This is a genomic window from Rhizobium sp. 01T417 (genome assembly GCF_056398905.1).
In genome coordinates, this window is record NZ_JBFTQH010000021.1 from 48,800 (window position 1) to 67,392 (window position 18,593).

Genomic DNA, 18,593 nt, shown 5'->3' on the forward strand with positions numbered 1-18,593 from the left:
GGTCCCGACATTCACATTAGAGCGGGAGGTATAACCGGAGCGTGACGATGAACCAAAGCAAGGACATAACCTTGCATCAGCGGATCGTGAGTGACATCGAGGGCCGCATCGTCTCGGGCGAATGGCCACCGGGTCACCGTATCCCGTTCGAAGTGGATCTCACCAAGCAATATGACTGTTCGCGCATGACCGTGAACAAGGCGCTGACCCAGCTCGCCAAGGCGGGCCTCATCGAGCGTCGGAAGAAGTCCGGCAGCTTCGTCACACAGCCGCAGGCACAATCGGCCGTCCTCGAGATCCACGACATCGGCGCCGAGGTCAAGTCGTTGAATCTTGCCTATGCCTTCACGGTCTCAAAGCGCGTGCAACGCAAGGCCAAGGCCGAGGACATCGGACGCCTGGACGTCATGCCGGGCTCTTCCGTTGTCGACGTGGCCTGCATTCATCACGCGGGCGGGCGGCCATTCTGCCTCGAGGAAAGGCTAATCAGTCTGTCGACCGTACCCGAGGCGGCCGACGCCGATTTTTCCGAGATGGCACCGGGCGCCTGGCTGATCAATCAGATCCCATGGAGTAGCGCCGAGCACCGCATCCATGCCGTATCGGCCGGCGCGGACGAGGCTGCCGCCCTGGACATCCCGCGCAACACTGCCTGTCTGGTTGTCGAACGCCGCACCTGGAGCAATGTCGGGCCAGTCACTCACGTGCGCTTCACCTATCCCGGCGACCGGCACGCACTGGTAGCGCGCTTCACCCCGGCGTCGCAATAGCGAACGGCCTTGTCAGACTGTGTTGTCAGACGGCCTTGTCAGCAAGACACCTGGTTCCTCGGAGCGCAAGTCTCCTACCCGAGTTTCGTGGCTCGCCAGTGAACGCAACGAACGTCACGCAAAACGTCTCAAACTTCAGAAGGTTGATGTCTCGCATGCCGCCGCAAGCTCGCCATCGCCAGCAAGACTGCCGCAATGCATATTGGCGTCAGCACCTTTGCCTCTCCTGTCATCGGTCGGGCCTGTCATGCGGCTTTTTGCAACGGTCTAGCCGCCAGTTGAGGCGCGTTCAGTTCAGCCTCTCTTCGACGGTTGGTGACGGCGCCAAAATCCTGAAGCTCTGATCGATCCAGGTGAGTTCGTCCCGAACGTCCTGCACGCCGGCGACATTCTCCGCCGCAACTCTTACGGCCGCCCGCACCCGCTCGTCGGGAACCGTCCCTCTCAACACGACAATGCCGGCATTGACGCTGACGCGGATCTGTCCACATCGAGCCCATTTTCTGGTCTGCAATTCCGCCTCGACGTTCGATAGGATCGTCCTGTCATCAATCGGAAAGACCGAGACCGATCGCGATTGTCCAAGCGGCTTGAGGAAGTCTTTCCTGGTAATGATGCCGACGAGGCTGTCCCCCACGACCACCGGCAGCCGCTTTACACTTGTCTGCTCCATCAATTCTGCCGCCTCGGTCAGCGTCGCATAAGGAGAGACGGTCACAAGCGGACGCGACATGACTTCACCAACACGCCGTCCGCGCAAGGCCACATATTCGTCGGCAAGGCAGTCTTGACCCGTCAAGAGTTGCAGCCACCATGAACGGCGGGTCTCGGTCTGCGCCTCCGACCTTCGCACCAGGTCGCTTTGGCTCAGCATACCCACCAGGCCGCCCCGCGCATCAAGCACCGGAAGGCCACTGATGCGATGGTAGAGCATCAGTTCTGCAGCATCGATCACGGTCGCCCGCTCAGTGATCGTGATGACGCCTTCTGTCATGATTTGACTTACGCGCATTTCAGGCACCTCCAGGGCGCAAACGGGAACCGGTTCTACAAATGCCTACACGCCGTCCCGCGTGACGTCCGAGAACCCGAACATCGACAACTGGACCCCATACGGAAAAAGAATGGTGTTAACGAGCAGGAGCGCCTTGTCGCTTCTGCTGCCAGACAGAGAATAGTAGGTCGTCTGCGCTTCACGACGCTGCTTGACCAGCTGATGCCGTCGAAGGATGTTCAGGTGCTGCGACAGGGCAGACCGGCCCAGACCGATGCGGAGCGCGAGTTCCCTGACGCAGATTTCGCCCTCGGCGAGTGTTCTCAACACGGCCAGGCGATGGGCATTCGCGAGCGCCGAGAAATATGCAGCGAGTTCGCCGTCGTCGCCGAGCATCGCATTTCCTCCGGTATGAACGGAGCGATATTAGCGACCTTCCGGATCCCTTCATTGAGCCAGCGCAAATTGCTAGGGAAAGACGGCTCGTCTCCTAGCGAAGAGCACTCGCCGTCAGGACGATGGAGAAGATCATCAAGGCTGCTGAACCGCAACGCCTGGCGATCAAGGGCATGTGATCGCTTTCGCCGATCACCAGCCTGCCGGCGGTAAGCCAAATCAGGGACGTCGAGAGTGCCACGGCGACGAACGCCATCATCGTGGCGAGCGCAAGTCCATCCTGCGGGGAGGGAATGATCGTCAATCCGATTATTATCGCCTTCGGATTGAGCAATGTCGTCACGAACACGTGCCGGGGACCCGCAAATTCCGTCGAGGCGACGGTACTGCGCCCCCAAAGCTTGAATGCAAGATAGAGCACCCAGACGGCGGAGGTGGCCTTCACGACTTGCAGCGCGAGAGGGTGAGCATGCAGGAATGGACCAGCGACGCTTGAAACGGGAATTATGATCGCAAGGTAAGCGAAGACAACGGCGGCGAGCACCTCAAGCAAGCCAATGCGAGATAGGCCGTGCGACGCCATGACGAGCAATGCGTTGGTCGGTCCCGGCAGTATCAGAAGTGTGAAAGCACCAAGTGCAAAGCTGAGGTCATTCATGGTCCGTATCCTGTGAAACTCGCTGCTCGCACGATGCGACGTCGGCCACATTGACATTGATCATTTTGCAAGAACTTGTCGCCACACGACGTGTTATGCTGGGACATGGATGGAGGTACCGCGATGCCTCACTTGATCTGGTTTCTGCTTACCCGCCTTTCGGCCGGATTCGCAATCGGATCCGTGGCTGGATTGGCTATCTGGAGGGTCGGCTCCTGGGGCGCAGGTATTGAAGTGCCCGACTATTATGTCGCCCAGGGCATGTTTGTCTATCTGTTCGGCAGCACGATCGCTGCCGGTTACCTGGCGACGGCGCTGTGGCTTGATGAACCTTGAGCGCCGAAAGTCGGACCCGGTGCAAATGAGCAATGCCGAAGGCATGAGCGCCGAGCGGCGCGATCCTGCCGATCAGACCAACCCGAGCCGAGAACGACTGCCTTTCTGTTTCCAGCAGCCCCACTGGTCTTGCCAGGTCCACAGCGGCTCCGGAACCGGTTCTGCTCTTCTGCGGTTGCGAACGTCGGTCGCTGTGACAAGGAGCGTCTCGCAGTCGTCCTGGCGATCGCCGATGAAGGCGAGCGCCATCTCACAGAAACTATCAAGATGTTGAAGGAGACGTTCCTCTGTGGCGCGGGGAGGGGTGTCGACATTGAGGAGCGCACGTCGCGTGACGACGATCGTCCGTGAACGACCGGCTGCCTGCAAAACGATGCGTCCGGATCTCTCCTTTCCGTCCAGCCACGCAGCGACTACCGTATACCGCAAAACTTGCTCCCTCCGTGCCACGCACCAAAAGCGCCGCTGACGGCGATCCCCTGCCAAAGTTCTGCGAAGATTAGCGATGCGCTCTCCCAAAACCTTGATCTGGGTCAAACCGTGACATCATACCTGCCGGGCCCAAATACCTCCGTGAAGATGAACGCGAACTGGAATGAAGGCTTATTCACCGGAGCGTTCCCTGCAAAGCCGGTCCTGCTGGTCACCCGGATCTTTCGAGAACCACCCGCGGGAATGGAAAAGAAACGCCTCCAGGACCGCCCGCTGCTCGCCGCCAGACGCTCCCCAAAGGCTGACGAACTCCAGAGCGTCGATATGTCTCTGGCAGCTCCTTTCGGAATTCACGACAAGGCCTCCTGCACCTCAACATGCTTGGTTGCTGGAGCCAGCATGTCGTTTCGATTGAAGGCGAAGGCTCTCAGGAGCTGCGATCCCAACCGCGCCTGCTGAGCCAGGTCGTCGAAGATCAACGCCGCTTCCTCAACCTCCCCGATCTCCGTTGCCGGTCCGAACTGGTCGAGTTCCTTCAGAAGCTCCATAAGGGTCGACACTTTGTCCCGTTGTCGCATGGCAGACAGAAACAGCTCCTGGACGACGGCAGCGCGCTGTTTCGGCACGAGGCTGACCAGGACCTGGCCCACAACCGTGGAGCAGCCGCAATCGAGCGCCGGATTTTTCGCGAAAGCCTTGATCTGGCGAACCGCTGCAAGAATATGATTATCGGCGAGACTGCCGCTTCGCGATTGCTTCCCTGTCATCTGCTCGCTCCTTCTGTGTTCCTTTGTCTTGCGATCCATTCCGCACCGGCGCGCCCGTGGTGAAATCCGTTCGACAACGGGACGTCGGGATAGAGGTTTCGTATTCTTGAGCCCGTCTCCGCCGGCGCGAGGTGACCGTCGAGCATCTTGCGATAGAGCGCGGACACGGCAACCATGTCGCAATCCTGCGGCGAGAGGCGCAGTGAGCTGACGCCCAGTGCGTCCCACTCCTCCGGCCCTTCCAGAAGCGCCTGGCAGGAGTGAGAGACCGTCTGTACGCCGTTCAATGCGAGAAACGGCTGGTTTGAAAGCGTGGCTACGGAAAGGCCGTCGGGATCTTCCTGGCAAACGAACTGACAATTGTCCTTGGTCTTTCCCTTGGATCGCGCATGCGCGCAGCGCGCCGAGATGGCGAGGGGTAAGCGGCCGAACGCGAAAAGCTCGAAATCGCCTCCGGGGCAGGATCGCGTGATCTCGGCGACCGACGCTGCCGGCAGCTCCGGGGGCAGGCAGATGCTGGCCGCGCCGTTTCGTGCGAGAAGCTTGGCCGACGGTCCATTATAGACATTGACGAAGGGTCCGACGGTGTGACGCCGGCCCTTCAGCATCTGAAGGGCTGAAAGATCGTTGGCTTCGACCAGGTGATCTTCATCGGCTGCAACTGATCTCTGATACTTCGATTCGCGATCGAGGGTTACAAGGGCGAGCGTGGAGAGACGGACTTCCTTTCCCGCCGCCTCCAGGCGTTCTACGACAGCCACGAACTCGGGTTCCATGAAATGCAACCGCTTGGAACAGACGGTCTCGCCAAGCACCACGACGTCGACAGGCGACTGGTCGGCGATTGCGAAATAGAAGTCGCGCCAGCGCTCTGTCGGCCAAAGATAGAGGAGCGGCCCCAAGGTAAGCTTCAGGGGAGATTTCATCGACTACCTCCAACGCTTCTCATAGGCGCCCTTTGTCGTCTGTTGTCCCTCGCTGAGTTTGCGAAGGCGTGACATGAGGACCGGGCGGTCCGCGGGCGCCGCCTGCAGCGTGGCGCGAAGCGTGGACACGACCTCCGAGATGTAGGCCTTGCCGCGTTGACGGCCTTCGACCTTCAATGCCTTGACGCCGGCCGCCCGAAGTTCGTCGAGCTGGTCCATGACGTCCAGCGACACCGGATCCTCGAAAGCGTAGGTCGCGCTTTGTCCGACCTCGAAGCGACCCTTGCACAGCGTCGGATAGCCAGCGGGTTCTTCTTCGGAAAACCGGTTTATGGTGAAGCCACCCAGTTCAGACACCAGGTCGCCGCCGGCCTGCCGGTAGCGTACGTGGCTGGCTGGCGAGCATACGCCGTTCATATTTGGCGACTTGCCGGTCGCGTAGGACGACAGCGAGCAGCGCCCCTCTGCCATGACGCACAATCCGCCAAAGACGAAAACCTCCAATTCGCAGTCTACGCTTCGTGCAATGCGGGCGATGTCCTGGATGGTGAGGGTTCGCGGCAGCACGATCCGGGCAGCACCGAAACAGTCGACCAGATATGAAAGGGCCTCGGGATTGGAGGCAGACGCCTGAACCGAGATATGGAGGCGCTGTGCCGGGTGATGTTCCGCGACATGCGCCATCAATCCGAAGTCTGCAACGATGAGGGCGTCGGCGCCCGCTTCCGACGCTTCCCTTGCCCTGCGGTACCAGAGATCTTCCTTGCCGGCGGTCATGAAAGTGTTGAGAGCGACAAACGTCTTCACCTTTCGCGCGCGTGCGTAGCCGATTGCATCACGAAGCTCGGCGAGATCAAAATTCAAACCCGGGAAGTTGCGCGCGTTTGTCTCGTCGCGAAAGCCACAGTAGACGGCATCTGCCCCCGCATCGACGGCCTCGCGAAACGATGCAGGGGTTCCTGCAGGGCAGATCAGCTCCATTGGACACCATGCGCCTTCAGTGCTTGCCGACGGACCGAACCAAGGGCTCCGGTGATGGAACGGGTCATCGGGCCCGACAATCTCCCGATTGCGTCAACGAGGTCTATTTCATTGTCATCAAGCGCGTTTCGAAGTGCCAGCACCGCCTCCATGTCACCCGTGACAGTGAGCTTTCTTGCGAAGAATATGGCATCGCCGTCAATCCTGCCCTCGGCAAGGGCCAGCATCAGGACCAGCGGTCCGCAGATGGTGGTGTCAGCGGCCATGTGGGTACCGCGACGAAAGGCTTGGACAGTGCGATCTTTTGGGCAAATCAGGAATGAAAACGGGAAGTCCGACGGCACGAATGCAAAGCGGGACTGGCTGTACTCACCGAGCCGGTCGAAGAGCCTCGGATGAATTGAAAGAACCTCCTTGAGCAGGAAGTCGGCAATGCGCCCGACGATCGGCAATGGAATGATGCGGGCGGTCGCCATCAGGCGAGATGGGGCGAGCATTACGGCCTCTCAGATTGAACAGGGCAATCCTAGTTTTTCTTGGCGAGGCTCTGTTTGATCTGAGACAAAGACAAAGACGGTTTCCTCGTCGATTTCAGCGTCATGCGTAACGAAGAGCCAAAAGCCAAACGCCATGGCGACCTGCAGTCCTTCCTTCGCGACCTGCAGCAGCGACGACTGCTGCTTGTCGTGGAGGAGCCCGTGTCGCTCGTGCATGAACTGACCGCCCTGCACCAGAAAGTGCTTTCCGAGGGTGGTCCCGCCCTCCTCATCAAAAACCCCGTAAATGCCGACGGACGGTGCTCCCCGATACCGGTCGTTGCAAATCTGTTCGGTACAAGGCAGCGGATCGAGCTCGGCTTTGGCGTCGGCGAAGCGGGGCTGGCGGGCCTCGCCAATGACCTGGCCGAGCTTCAACGGCCGACACCACCCGTGTCGCTCGCCGATGCGTGGAGCAAGCTGCCAATGCTCAAGGCGGTGGGCAGCATGCGACCTCGCTTGCGCAGGGCGGCTGCCTCTCAGGAGGTCGTCTACAAGGGACAGCAGATCGACCTCGGGCAGCTTCCGGTGCAATGGTGCTGGCCAGGCGAGCCGGCGCCTCTCGTGACCTGGCCGCTGGTGATTACATGCAATCCCGACGACCCCAGGGACGTGAACGTGGGCATATACCGGATGCAGGTCCGCGACCGCTCGTCGCTGATCGTTCGGTGGCTGGCCCATCGTGGTGGCGCGAAGCATTTTCGGCTGTGGCAGCGTAAAGGCCTGGATATGCCGATCGCCGTTGTGATAGGAGCCGATCCGGCGACGCTTCTCGCCGGCGTCATTCCACTTCCCGAAGGCATGAGCGAACTGAACTTCGCCGGCCTTCTGCGCGGATCGAGAACCGAGGTCTCCAGCGCGCTCACTGTCCCGCTTGCGGTCCCTTCAAATGCCGAAATAGTTCTCGAAGGCTACGTTTCCGCTGAGGAAACGGCGCCAGAGGGACCCTATGGAGATCATACCGGGTACTACAACTCCGTGGAGCCGTTTCCAGTCGTCAGGTTGAGTGCGATAACCACGCGGCGCTCGCCGGTGTATCTCTCGACGTATACCGGGCGCCCGCCAGACGAACCATCACGGCTGGGCGAGGCGATGACCGAGCTTTTCATCCCGATCGTGAAGCGCCAGTTTCCGGAGATCAGGGATCTGTGGCTTCCGCCGGAAGCTTGCTCCTATCGGGCAGTCGTCGTTTCGATCGACAAGCGCTATCCGGGTCAGGCTCGCCGTATCATGATGGGGCTGTGGTCGATGCTCCCGCAGTTCAACTATACGAAGCTCATCATTGTCGTAGATCCGGATATCAGCGTCAGGAAGTGGGAGGAGATCATGTGGGCGGTCGCAACCCGGTTCGATGCCTCGCGGGACCTGGTGGTGCTGGAAAACACGCCAATCGACTACCTCGACTTCGCGTCTCCGAAGTCCGGGCTCGGCGCCAAGTTGGGCTTGGACGCCACCAACAAGATCGGTGCTGAGACCGAAAGGGAATGGGGTCGAGTGCTGGCGATGCCCGAAAACCTTGAGGAAAAGGCCGCGCAAACATGGGAAAGGCTGCGACGTGATGCGGGTATCTGAACACAAGGATGTCGTGCTTGCAGTGACCGGAGCTTCAGGCGCTGCGCTTGGCGTCGCCGTGCTCGATTTGCTGGTCTCGCTGAATGTAAGGGTGCATCTCGTTGTTTCCGACAGTGGCTGCCGGACACTCGCTCACGAAGTTTCGGCTGAAGCCCACGGACGCATGCTGCTCAAGGCACATAGGACATATGACAACAAGGACATTGGATCGGCCATCGCGAGCGGTTCGTTTCCGGTCACCGGCATGATTGTTGCGCCATGCTCCATGAAGACGCTGGCAGCGATCTCCACAGGGTTGTCTCAAAACCTGATTTCTCGGGCGGCGGATGTTCAACTGAAGGAGAGGCGCAGGCTGGTCCTGCTCACCCGCGAGACGCCGTTGCATCTCGGACACCTTCGCAACATGGTCACCGTCACGGAAATGGGAGCGATCGTCATGCCGCCCGTGCCGGCATTCTACAATCGGCCCGAGTCCATCCAGGACGTGGTAGACCACCTCGCTCGTCGGGCAGTCGATCTGCTTGGACTTCCTGTCCCGCATCAATCGCGCGCCTGGCTTGGCGAGGCGTTATTCGATCAGCCGAATATTGCAAAAGGGTCGGCGCCGAAAAGCAGGGCATGACCGCCGCCAAACAAAAGCCAGCCAACAAGGATACCGGTCAGGAGAATGGAGGCGACCAAGGGCACGTCGAAGGCGGGTCGCCTTCCAGCCAGAAACGCCCGGAAAGGCAGGATCGAGGTCGGCGCAGCCAGGCTCTCCCACCGTGATCCAAGCCGCCGCTTTGCCCGCTTCTCGATCATCGGTATGGCGCCGATGGCAAAGAGGGCGAAACCGCCGAACAACAGAATGGACCGCAGATCGCCATTGGCGATGATGTGTCCCGCTGCCCAGATCGCGAATCCAAGGAGAACCGGATGGCGGGTGATACCAACGACGGCGCCAGGTCTTTCCGATGATCGGACGGTGATCGAAAGGGGATTGGGACTAATAAGTCCTGCAATCACCAGCAAGCCGCCCAGGGGAGCGAGAACAAACGTGATCACCGCATGCCAGGGTTGCAGGTCCCACAAAGGCACATAGTCAAGTTTCAGCGCAGCGGCAAACAACCATGCCAGCGCCAGCAGCGAGGCTGCTGAATAGGCGACGAAGTAGGTCCGCCTGCCAATCCGACTGATGATGCCTGCTCGAACCGCTGGTGTAGCGGGGATCGAATGAAGCGCCAGAAACACCGTAAACGCGGCTAGAAATTCGGTCACGCTCGCCTCCTTTTTCTTGTCGATGGCACGATCTGCACGAACGGGCGTTGAGGAATGTCAAATCAGCCTTGCGAAGTCCTCATCTTTGCGCCAGCGCAAAGAGCGGGGCAATTGCGCTGATAAAGGTGAGCCGTTCAGTCACCTTTTACGGATCACACACAATGCTTCGAGCTACCTGCCTTTGCCTCGCGCCTGTTCTTCTCGCCGCCATGCCTTTTGCTGTGCGCGCCGCGGAATATCCGATCGGAGCGCCGCAGCTTGCGGGTGGGATGGAAGTGGCAGCCGTCTATCTTCAGCCGATCGAAATGGATCCTCCGGGAATGATGCTTGCAACGGCCGAATCCGACGTTCATCTGGAAGCGGACATACACGCCACGGCCGAGAACGCGAATGGCTTTGCCGAGGGCGACTGGGTGCCGGGTCTTCATGTCGAATACAGGGTGAAGAACCTGGACAACGGCGCCGAACAGGGGGGTGCCCTTGAGGCGATGGTCGCAAGCGACGGGCCTCACTACGGCGACAACGTCAAGCTCTCAGGGCCAGGCCGCTATGCGCTTGAGCTCACCGTGCACCCTGGCGGTCACGGCATGATGTCGTTCGGCCGGCATGTCGACAAGGAGACCGGAGTAGCCGCGTGGCCTGAAGCATTTACCCTGAAATATGAATTCGTGTTTGCCGGCGTCGGAAAGAAGGGCGGCTACTGATGTGGCTGCGAACACTTGTTTCGGGGCTCTCGGTCTGCCTCGCGGTGACGCCCGCCGTTGCGCAGGGCGACGATCCGGTCATCCAGATTCACTTCAGCAACGGAATGATCTCGCCATCCGTCATCGAGGTGCCAGCCAACACGCGTTTCAAGCTTGAGCTTCACAACGACGGCTCGACGCCGGTCGAATTCGAAAGCATTCCGCTGCGCAAGGAAAAGGTGCTCGCTCCGGGCGCCTCAAGCTTTCTCGTGTTTCGCTCGTTGGATGTCGGAACCTATGCCTTCTTCGACGACTTTCACCTCGACATGCCACCGGCGAGCATGGTCGCCAAATGAGCGCGAATCTTTATCTGCAGTCCTTCGAGATCGCATCCGTGGTCTGGCGGGAAACATTTGAAGCCTTGCTCGTCGTCGGAATCCTTTTGACCTGGTCGTTGCGGGAGGGGCCTTCCGCTCAAAGAACAGCCGTCGGATGGATTGCCGCGGGGGTTGCCTCTGGCATCCTGTTCGCTGCCGCCCTGGCGCTGATCATGAGCCGGGCCTCCGCACTGCTCGACGGAGATGCCGAGGAAATACTCCAAATGATCATGGCGTCGCTGGCGTCAGTCCTCATGCTGAGAATGGTGTTCTGGATGCGCCGGATGGAACAGGGCGATACCGGGGGACTGCGCAATGAGGCGCTCGGGCATGTACGGGCTGGCAACTGGCTGGGTCTGGCTTGCCTGGCGGCGCTTGCCGTAGCCCGGGAAGGAGCCGAAACAGTCATTTTTCTCTATGGAATGCTCTCTGCGTCCGAAGGCTGGCAGACCGGCATTGTCGTCGTGTCGGGCGCGGTGGGTCTGGTGCTGGCCGTGGGAACGTTCTGGGCGTTTAGGGCCGGTGCGGCGATGGCATCCAAGAAGGTGTTGTCGCGGATCAGTCAGGCGCTCCTCATCATTCTCGGCAGCGGCCTGGCCATGACCGTCATCGACAAGTCGATTTCCCTTGGCATCCTGACGCCCTTGACCGCGCCGCTATGGGACTTGAGCTGGCTTCTCGACGATGGCAGGGGGGCCGGCGCCTTCCTCGCCGGGCTCGCAGGCTATCGGGCCCGTCCGGAACTTCTTCCTCTTCTGGGCATCGGGGCCTACTGGTTCACCGCCTCTCTGGCTTACATGCCGCCGCTTGGAGAGAAGGCTCCTGCATGACCTCCATCCAGATTGGCGCGCAGGCACTTCTTGGCGGCTTCGGCGATCTTCTCCTGCGGCGGCAGGTGTTCATCCGACGCCTTCAATGGGGGATCGTGGCAGGCTATGCGGCGCTTCTGGTCGTGCCCGTCGTCCTGCCTCTTCCTGCGAGGACCGACTTCATATGGACGAACCTGACGCGCTTTGCTCAATTTGTGTTCTGGGGCCTCTGGTGGCCGTTTGTGATCCTTGCAACGGCGCTCGTCGGCAGGTTCTGGTGCGGGATACTCTGCCCGGAAGGCGCGCTTTCGGAGTTTGCCAGTGAACGGGGCGCGGGGAGGGCGATTCCTGGCTGGATGAAGTGGTCGGGTTGGCCGGTCCTGTCTTTCATTTCCACCACAGTTTACGGTCAACTTACGAGCATTTATCAGTATCCCAAGCCGGCCGCACTTCTGCTCGGCGGCTCGACATTCGCAGCAATCGCCGTAGGCGCTCGATATGGCAAGGCCAAGAGAGTGTGGTGCCGGTTCCTGTGTCCTGTCAGCGGCGTATTCGGCATCGTTTCGAAGATGGCGCCCCTCCATTTCAGGGTGGATCCGGCGAGCTGGCCCGCGCCACGCGGCCGACCTGATGCCGTGAACTGTGCGCCCCTGGTGCCCATCAAGACCATGCAGGGAGCTGCCGCCTGTCACATGTGCGGCCGTTGTTCCGGACATAGGGGCGCGATCCGGCTGGCGTGGCGAAAGCCGGCGATCGACATCGTGCGAGGATCCGGCCGGATGGCGACCGGATGGGAGACTGCGATGTTGCTCCCGGTCATGCTTGGTCTCGTCCCGGCAGCGCTCACCTGGTCGGGCAGCGACTGGTTTCTGGCCATACGCCAGTGGTTGGTGGAAGCCTGCCTCGACGCACAGCTGATGTGGCCGCTTTCGTTACGGCTGCCATGGTGGCTGTTGACCAACTATCCTGCAGCCAGCGATATCATGACGATCGTCGACGCCCTGTCCCTGCTTGCGCTTCTCGCATTGTCAGCTGCCTTGGCGACCCTCGCTTTTGGGTTCCCTCTGGCAGCGAGCGCCTGGATCCTTCGCAATCGCGTCCGCCCGATGCATCACCTCGCACAATCCCTTATTCCCCTTGCTTCCGCTTCGTTGTTCACGGGCCTTCTGTCGCTCACGATATCGCAGCTGCGGATGGACGGGATCATGTTGCCCATCGTCGACGATCTAAGAAGCGCGCTGGTTCTGGCGGCCGCCGTCTGGTCTGTCGCACTTTGCCACCAGATCACTGGCCTCTACGACCGGCGTCTCGGCCGGCGGCTCCTGGCGACGTGCCTCTTGGCGCTTCCGACGTTGACCTTTGCAGTCGGCTGGGCGGCGTTCAGCTAGCAACGCTCCAGGGTTGCTGGCCCGTTGGCAAGGACACCACTTGTCGGAAGAGGGCATCATTCAGCCGTCGGCGAGGCAAACCAATCAGATGCGGTGACCATCGATTGCGGCCGATCAAAGCTCTCCATCGCAAAACAGTATGGAGATGGAAAACCGCTGGTGCGGAAGGATTTCTGAGTGCCCCGGAAGGTTTGGAAAAATCGCCGGCCGCACACAAGGCATCAGCCTGTTTCAGGAACGCTGCAGGCGACCGAAGACCAGCCGGCAAAGCTTGTCCGTATCGACCTTGCCGGTGCGCGCATCAAGGTCGGGCTTGTGTTCGGCTCTGGCCGCACGGGGAGCTCTGCGCTTCTTGATCTCTACGACGAACGGCTTCTGCTGTGGTCTCATGGTTCTTTTCATTTCTTTTCCGTTGAACCCGCTTGAGCGAGCAGTTGATTCAGTGCCTGCACGAAGCCTAGCGAAGCAGGCAAGAGCGCACTTTGACCTCCATCAAAGTTATCGGGAAACGGAAGGCGAATATCGACGCATGGCGAAGACATCCCGCATGCCGCAGCGCTTCAAAGGTGCAAGGGGGAGCTACCTTGAGTTGGCAGGTTTAAGGAGGTCTGCGAGCGTATGTCTGGCCAGATGACCTTTATAGGCGAGGGCAGCTCCTTGCTCTATCGTCCGCCATCCTTGGAGAGTGTCCAGCGCATCCGACCTGGCCTCGCAGGAAACGAGCGCTGCGGCAACCTCCGCAAGGCAGATCGTCTCTGGCGACCGCGCAAGGAAAAGGCCTCCTCTCTTGCCGCGCCGGCTCGCCAAAAAACCGCGACGAACCAGAAGGTTCGCTGCCTTCGCAAGGTGTGGGTGTGACGCCCCGAAAGCCTCGGCGGTCTCGGCGATCGTAACCCGGAAGGGATGGCGCCCAGCGGCCAAAAGAAGCAGCCGTATGCCGTTGTCCAACATCACGGCCATGGCGGTCTACTCGCGTTCGCCGTCGGCCAGCTTCAGAAGGCGCTGCGGATCGGTGACGGTGAGTTTCTGCCGCCCGCCCTCGACGATACCCTTTGATTCCCACGCGCTGAGGATGCGTGAGACCGTGTGAAGGGTCGTTCCGGTCATCTCCGCGATATCCTGCCGCGATATCGGGAAGTCGATCCGGATGCCAACACCGTCGGCCTTTCCCGCCTGCTTGGACAGGCGGAGCACGGCGTGCGCGACGCGCTTTTCAACTTCCTCCGTCGACATCTCGCGAATTCTGACGTGGGCCTCTTCAAGCCGCTGGCCGATGGTCTGCATCGCAGTCATCGCCAGGCGTGGGTTCTGTTCGACGAAGCGTCCCCACATGTCCGTCGGCCATCCGAGGATCAAGCTCTCGGCCGCGGCACGGGCCGTGCCTGGGTAGTCGGTCCTGCGAAACGCCATGGCGAAGCCGAACAAGTCGCCGGGGTGTACCATCCGGACAATGATCTGCTGGCCGTCCTGCGTCACCTGCGTCACCTTGAGCCGCCCATGCAGCAGCAGGAAGAACGACTTCGCCTGTGCCCCTTGCTCGAAAACGGTATCTCCTTGGGCGATGCGACGCGGCACAGCGTGCTCGAGCATCGTGTCGAGATCGGTGTCCGTCATCCGTTCGAAGAGCGGCAGGGACTTCAATACTGCGCGATCAACCTTCATTTTCGTTCTGCTCCGTGTGGGCGCTGATGTGGGGGCCAAGAGCGTCCGTTGCGGCCCTGCGGGCGAACGCCACCACGCTCTGGAAAAACGTGGGACGGCGGACGAGCCGGAAACCGAGATTGTCGGGCGGCGCTCCGACTGCGCAGCCCCCGCCCTTGGGATTTCGAACGAAGCTGCTCATCGGCGACCTGTGCTTACCAGAAGCTATTATAATGCCGCAGCCTGCTGGATCCAGTGTCTCCGCCTCTGCTGCCTTGTCTAGATCGACCCGCCTGTTGCACGTGGAGGTCCATTCCCAGATATTGCCCGCGAAGTCGACAAGGCCGGTCGTGCTGATGCCGAACGAACCTCTTGGCTGCGGCTTGGGGTTGGTCGAGGCCGCGCGGCGGGCCTCGCGCTCGTAATCGGCAAGCCAACGTGTCGCCGGGTTCGTGTCGTCGGCGTCGATGCCAAGCGCATCGTCAGGAAAGCGGTCGGCTGCGGCGTATGCAAGTTCAAAGTCGCTCGGCAGGCGCCAGTTCTCGCCTGTCTGCTGCGATAACCATGCCGCGTACTGCACTGCATCGTCGTAGCTCACCCCTGTGACCGGCAGGTCAGGCCCGGCCTGGCCTTCATATTCGGCCGGTGCACACGCGCCGTCCAGCACGCAGCGCTGATATTCTGCGCGGCTCGTCTGAAACTTCATGACGTCGAGTGGGAGGCGGACCTTCGCGTCGTGTTTTGGCGCGTCGACGGCAAGGCCCTTGCGAAAGTATTCGGTCGCCTCGCGATACTCGAAAGAATGAGGCTGTATGGTGACCACTTCCGGAGCGGTAACTCCACCGTCGTGTTGACCGGACGAAGCAAAACCCGCCTTCACGGCAACCGCTCCGGAGAGCGCGGCCAGAAGAGCGAGTGGAATAGCGATCGAAATGCCTGAAACCGATCCAGTCTCAGCGTGCCTGTTCATGATCTTTTCGCGAGTAGCGCCTCCTTATAAAGAACGGTGCGCGGACCACCCCCGTCCGCGCACCTCCCCCGCCAATGGTCAACTTGCTTGCGGGCTCTTGACCGACGTCATGAGATCGTCGTTCCAGTCCCCCGTGACCTTGAAGTGGGCCGCCGCACCAAGCTCGAACGCTTCGATCAGGTTGTGGTTCACGTAGGCGTAGATGCCAGGCTGAGCGAAGGTGTAAATCGCAGCGCCTGCGGTACCGCCCGGAATGAACCAGGTCTCCTGGTCGATGTCGGGCACGTTGGCGAACTTGCCGGTTGCCCAGACGTATTCGCCATGGCCACCGATGAGATGCGGACGCGTGTCACGGTTGGCCTGCGAATGAATGATCAGGACCGTTTCGCCGACCTTGGCAGTCATCGCGTTGTCGCCAGTCAGTGCACCAACTGCGCCGTTGAAGACGATGTGGGTCGGCGTAAGGGTCTTCATCACCGCAACGGTGTCCTCGTAGGCCTCGCCGGGGCTTTCGTATTTCTTGAATTTTCCGGTTTCGTCCCGAGGGATGTAGAAGTCCTGTTCGCCAACATAATAGACCTTGTCATAGACGAGCGGCTTTCCGTGACCGTCTGTCAGGCCTTCACGCGGCAGCACCATGATTGCCCCGTTCATCCCCGATGTCACGTGCCAAGGCACCATTCCGGGAGGAGCGCAGTGATAGACGAAGACGCCTGCCTTCGTGGCTTTGAAGCGCAGGACGGTGCTTTCACCGGGGTTCACGACGGTCAGCGCGCCACCCCCAAGGCCGCCGGTCGCGGCGTGGAAGTCAATGTTATGCTGCATCGTGTTGGTCTCGGGATTGACGAGCGTCAGCTCGACATAGTCATCCTGGTGGACAACCATCAGCGGGCCGGGGACCGAGCCGTTGAACGTCATGGCGTTCACTTCCGTGCCGTCCTTGTCCAGCACCATCTTCTTTTCTTCGATGGTAAGCGTGAATTCCTTGATCTTTGGGCCACCCTTGGCCTTCTGATCGTGAGCGTGCACAAACGGCGGCTTTACGAGTTCGACCTTTTCACGAGCCAGCTTCGACAGGTCGACCTTCTTGGCACCCTTGAGTTCCGCGGGGGCGGCATGATCGTCGGCGTGGGCAGCGGTGCTCGCGACGATGATGGGTGTAAGCGCCCCTGCGACAGCGGCGCCGGTCAGCATGGTGCGCCGGGTCATTTGCATAGTGTTTGTCATTTCCCAACTCCTGTGGTCGAAGAGCGAGCGAACCTCGCCCTGTCGAGAAGGAGAGTAGAGAAAAGGCGGTCAAACTCTTTGACTTGGAGCAAATTTGCTATTTGTGGCAGCGCAAAGTTGTACTGTCCCTATTTGCGTAATATCAACGACCTGCGCTCCAAAACTTGGCATTGCTTGGCCGTCAATTTGGAGACTACGATCATGCAGAAGACCATGGACGCCGAGACGCGCGTCCCCCGCGGCATGTCGCGGACCGGCCTTGTCCTCTTCTCGTATGGCTTCCGGCCATTTTTTCTCGCATCCGCGCTTTGGGGCATTGTCAGCATGGGCCTCTGGACCGCCTACCTGACGCTTGGCGTTCCGGTCGCTGAAGACTATGGGACACTATATTGGCACGCCCACGAGATGCTGTTCGGCTTCGCGCCGGCAATACTGGCGGGATTTCTGCTCACGGCGATACCGAACTGGACGGGCAGACTTCCGATAGCCGGGCGACCGCTGGCCTTCCTGTTCTCAATCTGGTGCGCTGGCCGCCTCGCGATGTTGGCGAGCGGTCTTACCGGAGTTGTGGCAGCCGCTTTTGTCGACGCCCTCTTCTTGCCCGCAATGCTTGTCCTGTGCACGCGAGAAGTAATCGCAGGCAAGAAATGGAAGGACCTGAAGGTTGTCGCCGGGCTTTTCATCCTGTCCGTCGCCAACATCTGCTTCCAGGTGAAGGCAATCAACGGGATAAACCCCGAGCTGCCTATTCGTCTCGGGCTGAGCGCCTACGTGCTGTTGGTGACAATCGTCGGTGGGCGAATCCTTCCCAGTTTTACCCGCAACTGGCTGAACCAGTTCGGGCGAACCGACTTTCCCGTACCGTACAATCGGTATGACGCGGCAACGATCATCGTGGGCGCAGTCGCGCTCGGATCCTGGGCGGTCTGGCCAGACGCGATCGCGACCGGCATCGTCGCCGCTGTCGCGACGGTGATGAATGTCATTCGCCTGTACCGTTGGCGCGGCTGGACCACTTGGGCGGAGCCGATCGTGTTCGTCCTACATGCCGCCTTTGCCTTCGTCCCTTTGGGATTTGCCGCCGTCGCTCTTGGTGCCGCAGGCCTACCCCAGATCGCAGTGCTGCATGTCTTCGCCATCGGCGCCATTTCGCTGATGATGCTGGCCGTCATGACGCGTGCCACTCGTGGCCATACCGGACGCAAGCTCAAATCGAGCAGGATGACGAATGCATCCTATGTCGTTCTTGCCTTCGTGGCTCTTCTGCGACCGCTTGCAGAAATCGCGCCATCGTTCACTGCACAGATATTGATGACTTCGGCGATCGGATGGATGGCTGCGTTGGCAATGTTTGCATTCGAGCATGCCCCGATGCTCTGCACTGGCCGCAAGCCGTTGACCGTCAGGGGAAAATGAGTGTCGGGCAGCGTTCCGCGCCGAGCGTTTCGGCGCGGTCGTCCGACAGCCGAAAGGGGAGGCGGCAAGACGCGCGATGACGGTTCTGTGACGCTCAGGAGGTCGCAGCCGTCAGCAAGGGAACGCTCCAGCGAGACGGGCGGGAACAAGCGACAGGGTGGGGCAACCGTTTCGTACCCGATTACGAGCCCTGCGGTCCCTTCGCGACAAATCTTGTCTCTTCGCTCAAAACGCTGCCGTTTGAGCTCACGATTGCAATCCACATGCGGTTGCCGAAACGGACAGAGAGGCGCGTCCTGCCGGCGTCGTCACCTATACCGGCCTCGACTGTGCCACGGACAAGGCCCCGCTTCATGTAGCTTCGAAGCGTCTCTGCCGACAGGCCAAACCGGCCTGCCAGATAGGAAGCATCTACGGCCAGGTTATCAAGGTCGATGTTCACAGTTTGATGCCTTTC

Annotated in this window: 25 protein-coding genes; 9 read left to right on the forward strand and 16 right to left on the reverse strand. The window is 60.4% G+C overall.

The features are described from left to right. Nucleotides 1-47: 47 nt before the first annotated feature. Nucleotides 48-770 (forward strand): histidine utilization repressor, encoded by a 723-nt coding sequence (gene hutC, locus AC1DPR_RS20040; protein WP_018856183.1) that lies wholly within the window; start codon nucleotides 48-50, stop codon nucleotides 768-770. A gap of 289 nt (nucleotides 771-1,059) precedes the next feature. Here hutC and AC1DPR_RS20045 read toward each other — a convergent pair whose 3' ends face one another. The 3 genes from AC1DPR_RS20045 to AC1DPR_RS20055 all read right to left on the reverse strand — a co-directional run bounded on the left by AC1DPR_RS20045 (nucleotide 1,060) and on the right by AC1DPR_RS20055 (nucleotide 2,818). Further along, nucleotides 1,060-1,782 (reverse strand): CBS domain-containing protein, encoded by a 723-nt coding sequence (locus AC1DPR_RS20045; protein ID WP_477817008.1) that lies wholly within the window; start codon nucleotides 1,780-1,782, stop codon nucleotides 1,060-1,062. 45 nt (nucleotides 1,783-1,827) lie between these two features. After that, on the reverse strand, nucleotides 1,828-2,160 hold the full coding sequence (locus AC1DPR_RS20050; RefSeq protein ID WP_169680332.1) for an ArsR/SmtB family transcription factor: 333 nt from the start codon (nucleotides 2,158-2,160) through the stop codon (nucleotides 1,828-1,830). Between the two features lie 94 nt (nucleotides 2,161-2,254). Continuing rightward, nucleotides 2,255-2,818 (reverse strand): threonine transporter RhtB, encoded by a 564-nt coding sequence (locus AC1DPR_RS20055; protein ID WP_477817009.1) that lies wholly within the window; start codon nucleotides 2,816-2,818, stop codon nucleotides 2,255-2,257. A gap of 123 nt (nucleotides 2,819-2,941) precedes the next feature. On the opposite strand from AC1DPR_RS20055, the gene AC1DPR_RS20060 reads away from it, so the two are divergent. Beyond that, nucleotides 2,942-3,154 (forward strand): hypothetical protein, encoded by a 213-nt coding sequence (locus tag AC1DPR_RS20060; protein WP_018856187.1) that lies wholly within the window; start codon nucleotides 2,942-2,944, stop codon nucleotides 3,152-3,154. Between the two features lie 72 nt (nucleotides 3,155-3,226). Here the strand turns inward: AC1DPR_RS20060 and AC1DPR_RS20065 are convergent, their stop codons facing one another. The 6 genes from AC1DPR_RS20065 to ubiT all read right to left on the reverse strand — a co-directional run bounded on the left by AC1DPR_RS20065 (nucleotide 3,227) and on the right by ubiT (nucleotide 6,757). Beyond that, a complete protein-coding gene (locus tag AC1DPR_RS20065; RefSeq protein ID WP_477817010.1) occupies nucleotides 3,227-3,583 on the reverse strand; it encodes a hypothetical protein in 357 nt (118 codons plus the stop codon). 174 nt (nucleotides 3,584-3,757) lie between these two features. Continuing rightward, the gene (locus AC1DPR_RS20070; protein ID WP_477817011.1) at nucleotides 3,758-3,940 is read right to left on the reverse strand and encodes a hypothetical protein; all 183 of its coding nucleotides are present in this window, start codon (nucleotides 3,938-3,940) and stop codon (nucleotides 3,758-3,760) included. After that, nucleotides 3,937-4,353, reverse strand: coding sequence for a hypothetical protein (locus AC1DPR_RS20075; RefSeq protein ID WP_477817012.1), 417 nt, complete (start codon nucleotides 4,351-4,353; stop codon nucleotides 3,937-3,939). The genes AC1DPR_RS20070 and AC1DPR_RS20075 overlap by 4 nt, the downstream gene beginning before the upstream one ends. Beyond that, entirely contained in the window at nucleotides 4,350-5,279 is a 930-nt protein-coding gene (gene ubiV, locus AC1DPR_RS20080; RefSeq protein WP_477817013.1) for a ubiquinone anaerobic biosynthesis protein UbiV, read from the reverse strand. The genes AC1DPR_RS20075 and ubiV overlap by 4 nt, the downstream gene beginning before the upstream one ends. Nucleotides 5,280-5,282: 3 nt before the next feature. After that, nucleotides 5,283-6,260: a ubiquinone anaerobic biosynthesis protein UbiU gene (gene ubiU / locus AC1DPR_RS20085; protein ID WP_477817014.1), complete on the reverse strand. Its 978-nt coding sequence runs from the start codon at nucleotides 6,258-6,260 to the stop codon at nucleotides 5,283-5,285. Beyond that, a complete protein-coding gene (gene ubiT, locus AC1DPR_RS20090; protein WP_477817015.1) occupies nucleotides 6,251-6,757 on the reverse strand; it encodes a ubiquinone anaerobic biosynthesis accessory factor UbiT in 507 nt (168 codons plus the stop codon). Before ubiT ends, ubiU begins: the two co-directional genes overlap by 10 nt. 102 nt (nucleotides 6,758-6,859) lie before the next feature. On the opposite strand from ubiT, the gene AC1DPR_RS20095 reads away from it, so the two are divergent. Together AC1DPR_RS20095 and AC1DPR_RS20100 are read left to right on the forward strand one after the other, a co-directional pair. Continuing rightward, complete coding sequence (locus AC1DPR_RS20095) at nucleotides 6,860-8,368, forward strand: UbiD family decarboxylase (protein WP_477817016.1); 1,509 nt, start codon at nucleotides 6,860-6,862, stop codon at nucleotides 8,366-8,368. Continuing rightward, entirely contained in the window at nucleotides 8,355-8,990 is a 636-nt protein-coding gene (locus AC1DPR_RS20100; RefSeq protein WP_477817017.1) for a UbiX family flavin prenyltransferase, read from the forward strand. The genes AC1DPR_RS20095 and AC1DPR_RS20100 overlap by 14 nt, the downstream gene beginning before the upstream one ends. Here AC1DPR_RS20100 and AC1DPR_RS20105 read toward each other — a convergent pair. Beyond that, nucleotides 8,945-9,625, reverse strand: coding sequence for an NnrU family protein (locus tag AC1DPR_RS20105; RefSeq protein WP_477817018.1), 681 nt, complete (start codon nucleotides 9,623-9,625; stop codon nucleotides 8,945-8,947). The two genes, AC1DPR_RS20100 and AC1DPR_RS20105, sit on opposite strands and share 46 nt — an antisense overlap. Before the next feature lie 161 nt (nucleotides 9,626-9,786). On the opposite strand from AC1DPR_RS20105, the gene AC1DPR_RS20110 reads away from it, so the two are divergent. From AC1DPR_RS20110 to AC1DPR_RS20125, 4 genes are read left to right on the forward strand one after another with little or no spacing between them, the layout of a single operon-like run. Continuing rightward, complete coding sequence (locus tag AC1DPR_RS20110; protein WP_062368259.1) at nucleotides 9,787-10,329, forward strand: iron transporter; 543 nt, start codon at nucleotides 9,787-9,789, stop codon at nucleotides 10,327-10,329. Beyond that, on the forward strand, nucleotides 10,329-10,664 hold the full coding sequence (locus tag AC1DPR_RS20115; protein ID WP_025660786.1) for a cupredoxin domain-containing protein: 336 nt from the start codon (nucleotides 10,329-10,331) through the stop codon (nucleotides 10,662-10,664). Before AC1DPR_RS20110 ends, AC1DPR_RS20115 begins: the two co-directional genes overlap by 1 nt. Beyond that, nucleotides 10,661-11,515: an FTR1 family iron permease gene (locus AC1DPR_RS20120; protein ID WP_477817019.1), complete on the forward strand. Its 855-nt coding sequence runs from the start codon at nucleotides 10,661-10,663 to the stop codon at nucleotides 11,513-11,515. Before AC1DPR_RS20115 ends, AC1DPR_RS20120 begins: the two co-directional genes overlap by 4 nt. After that, entirely contained in the window at nucleotides 11,512-12,882 is a 1,371-nt protein-coding gene (locus AC1DPR_RS20125) for a 4Fe-4S binding protein (protein WP_477817020.1), read from the forward strand. The genes AC1DPR_RS20120 and AC1DPR_RS20125 overlap by 4 nt, the downstream gene beginning before the upstream one ends. A gap of 231 nt (nucleotides 12,883-13,113) precedes the next feature. On the opposite strand, the gene AC1DPR_RS20130 is transcribed toward AC1DPR_RS20125, so the two are convergent. The 5 genes from AC1DPR_RS20130 to nirK all read right to left on the reverse strand — a co-directional run bounded on the left by AC1DPR_RS20130 (nucleotide 13,114) and on the right by nirK (nucleotide 16,720). Beyond that, nucleotides 13,114-13,284 carry a hypothetical protein gene (locus AC1DPR_RS20130; protein ID WP_477817021.1) on the reverse strand — a complete coding sequence of 57 codons (171 nt, stop codon included), beginning with the start codon at nucleotides 13,282-13,284 and terminating at the stop codon, nucleotides 13,114-13,116. A 177-nt stretch (nucleotides 13,285-13,461) separates the two neighbouring features. Further along, on the reverse strand, nucleotides 13,462-13,842 hold the full coding sequence (locus AC1DPR_RS20135) for an RrF2 family transcriptional regulator (RefSeq protein WP_025660782.1): 381 nt from the start codon (nucleotides 13,840-13,842) through the stop codon (nucleotides 13,462-13,464). Between the two features lie 6 nt (nucleotides 13,843-13,848). Further along, complete coding sequence (locus tag AC1DPR_RS20140; RefSeq protein WP_018856205.1) at nucleotides 13,849-14,544, reverse strand: Crp/Fnr family transcriptional regulator; 696 nt, start codon at nucleotides 14,542-14,544, stop codon at nucleotides 13,849-13,851. Next, entirely contained in the window at nucleotides 14,534-15,493 is a 960-nt protein-coding gene (locus AC1DPR_RS20145; protein ID WP_477817022.1) for an SUMF1/EgtB/PvdO family nonheme iron enzyme, read from the reverse strand. Before AC1DPR_RS20145 ends, AC1DPR_RS20140 begins: the two co-directional genes overlap by 11 nt. Before the next feature lie 78 nt (nucleotides 15,494-15,571). Beyond that, on the reverse strand, nucleotides 15,572-16,720 hold the full coding sequence (nirK, locus tag AC1DPR_RS20150; RefSeq protein ID WP_062368251.1) for a copper-containing nitrite reductase: 1,149 nt from the start codon (nucleotides 16,718-16,720) through the stop codon (nucleotides 15,572-15,574). Nucleotides 16,721-16,921: 201 nt separating this feature from the next. On the opposite strand from nirK, the gene AC1DPR_RS20155 reads away from it, so the two are divergent. After that, entirely contained in the window at nucleotides 16,922-18,136 is a 1,215-nt protein-coding gene (locus tag AC1DPR_RS20155; RefSeq protein WP_477817023.1) for an NnrS family protein, read from the forward strand. Between the two features lie 181 nt (nucleotides 18,137-18,317). Here the strand turns inward: AC1DPR_RS20155 and AC1DPR_RS20160 are convergent, their stop codons facing one another. Then, nucleotides 18,318-18,578, reverse strand: a complete 261-nt coding sequence (locus AC1DPR_RS20160) for a DUF6522 family protein (protein WP_018856209.1) — start codon at nucleotides 18,576-18,578, stop codon at nucleotides 18,318-18,320. Nucleotides 18,579-18,593 lie beyond the last annotated feature (15 nt).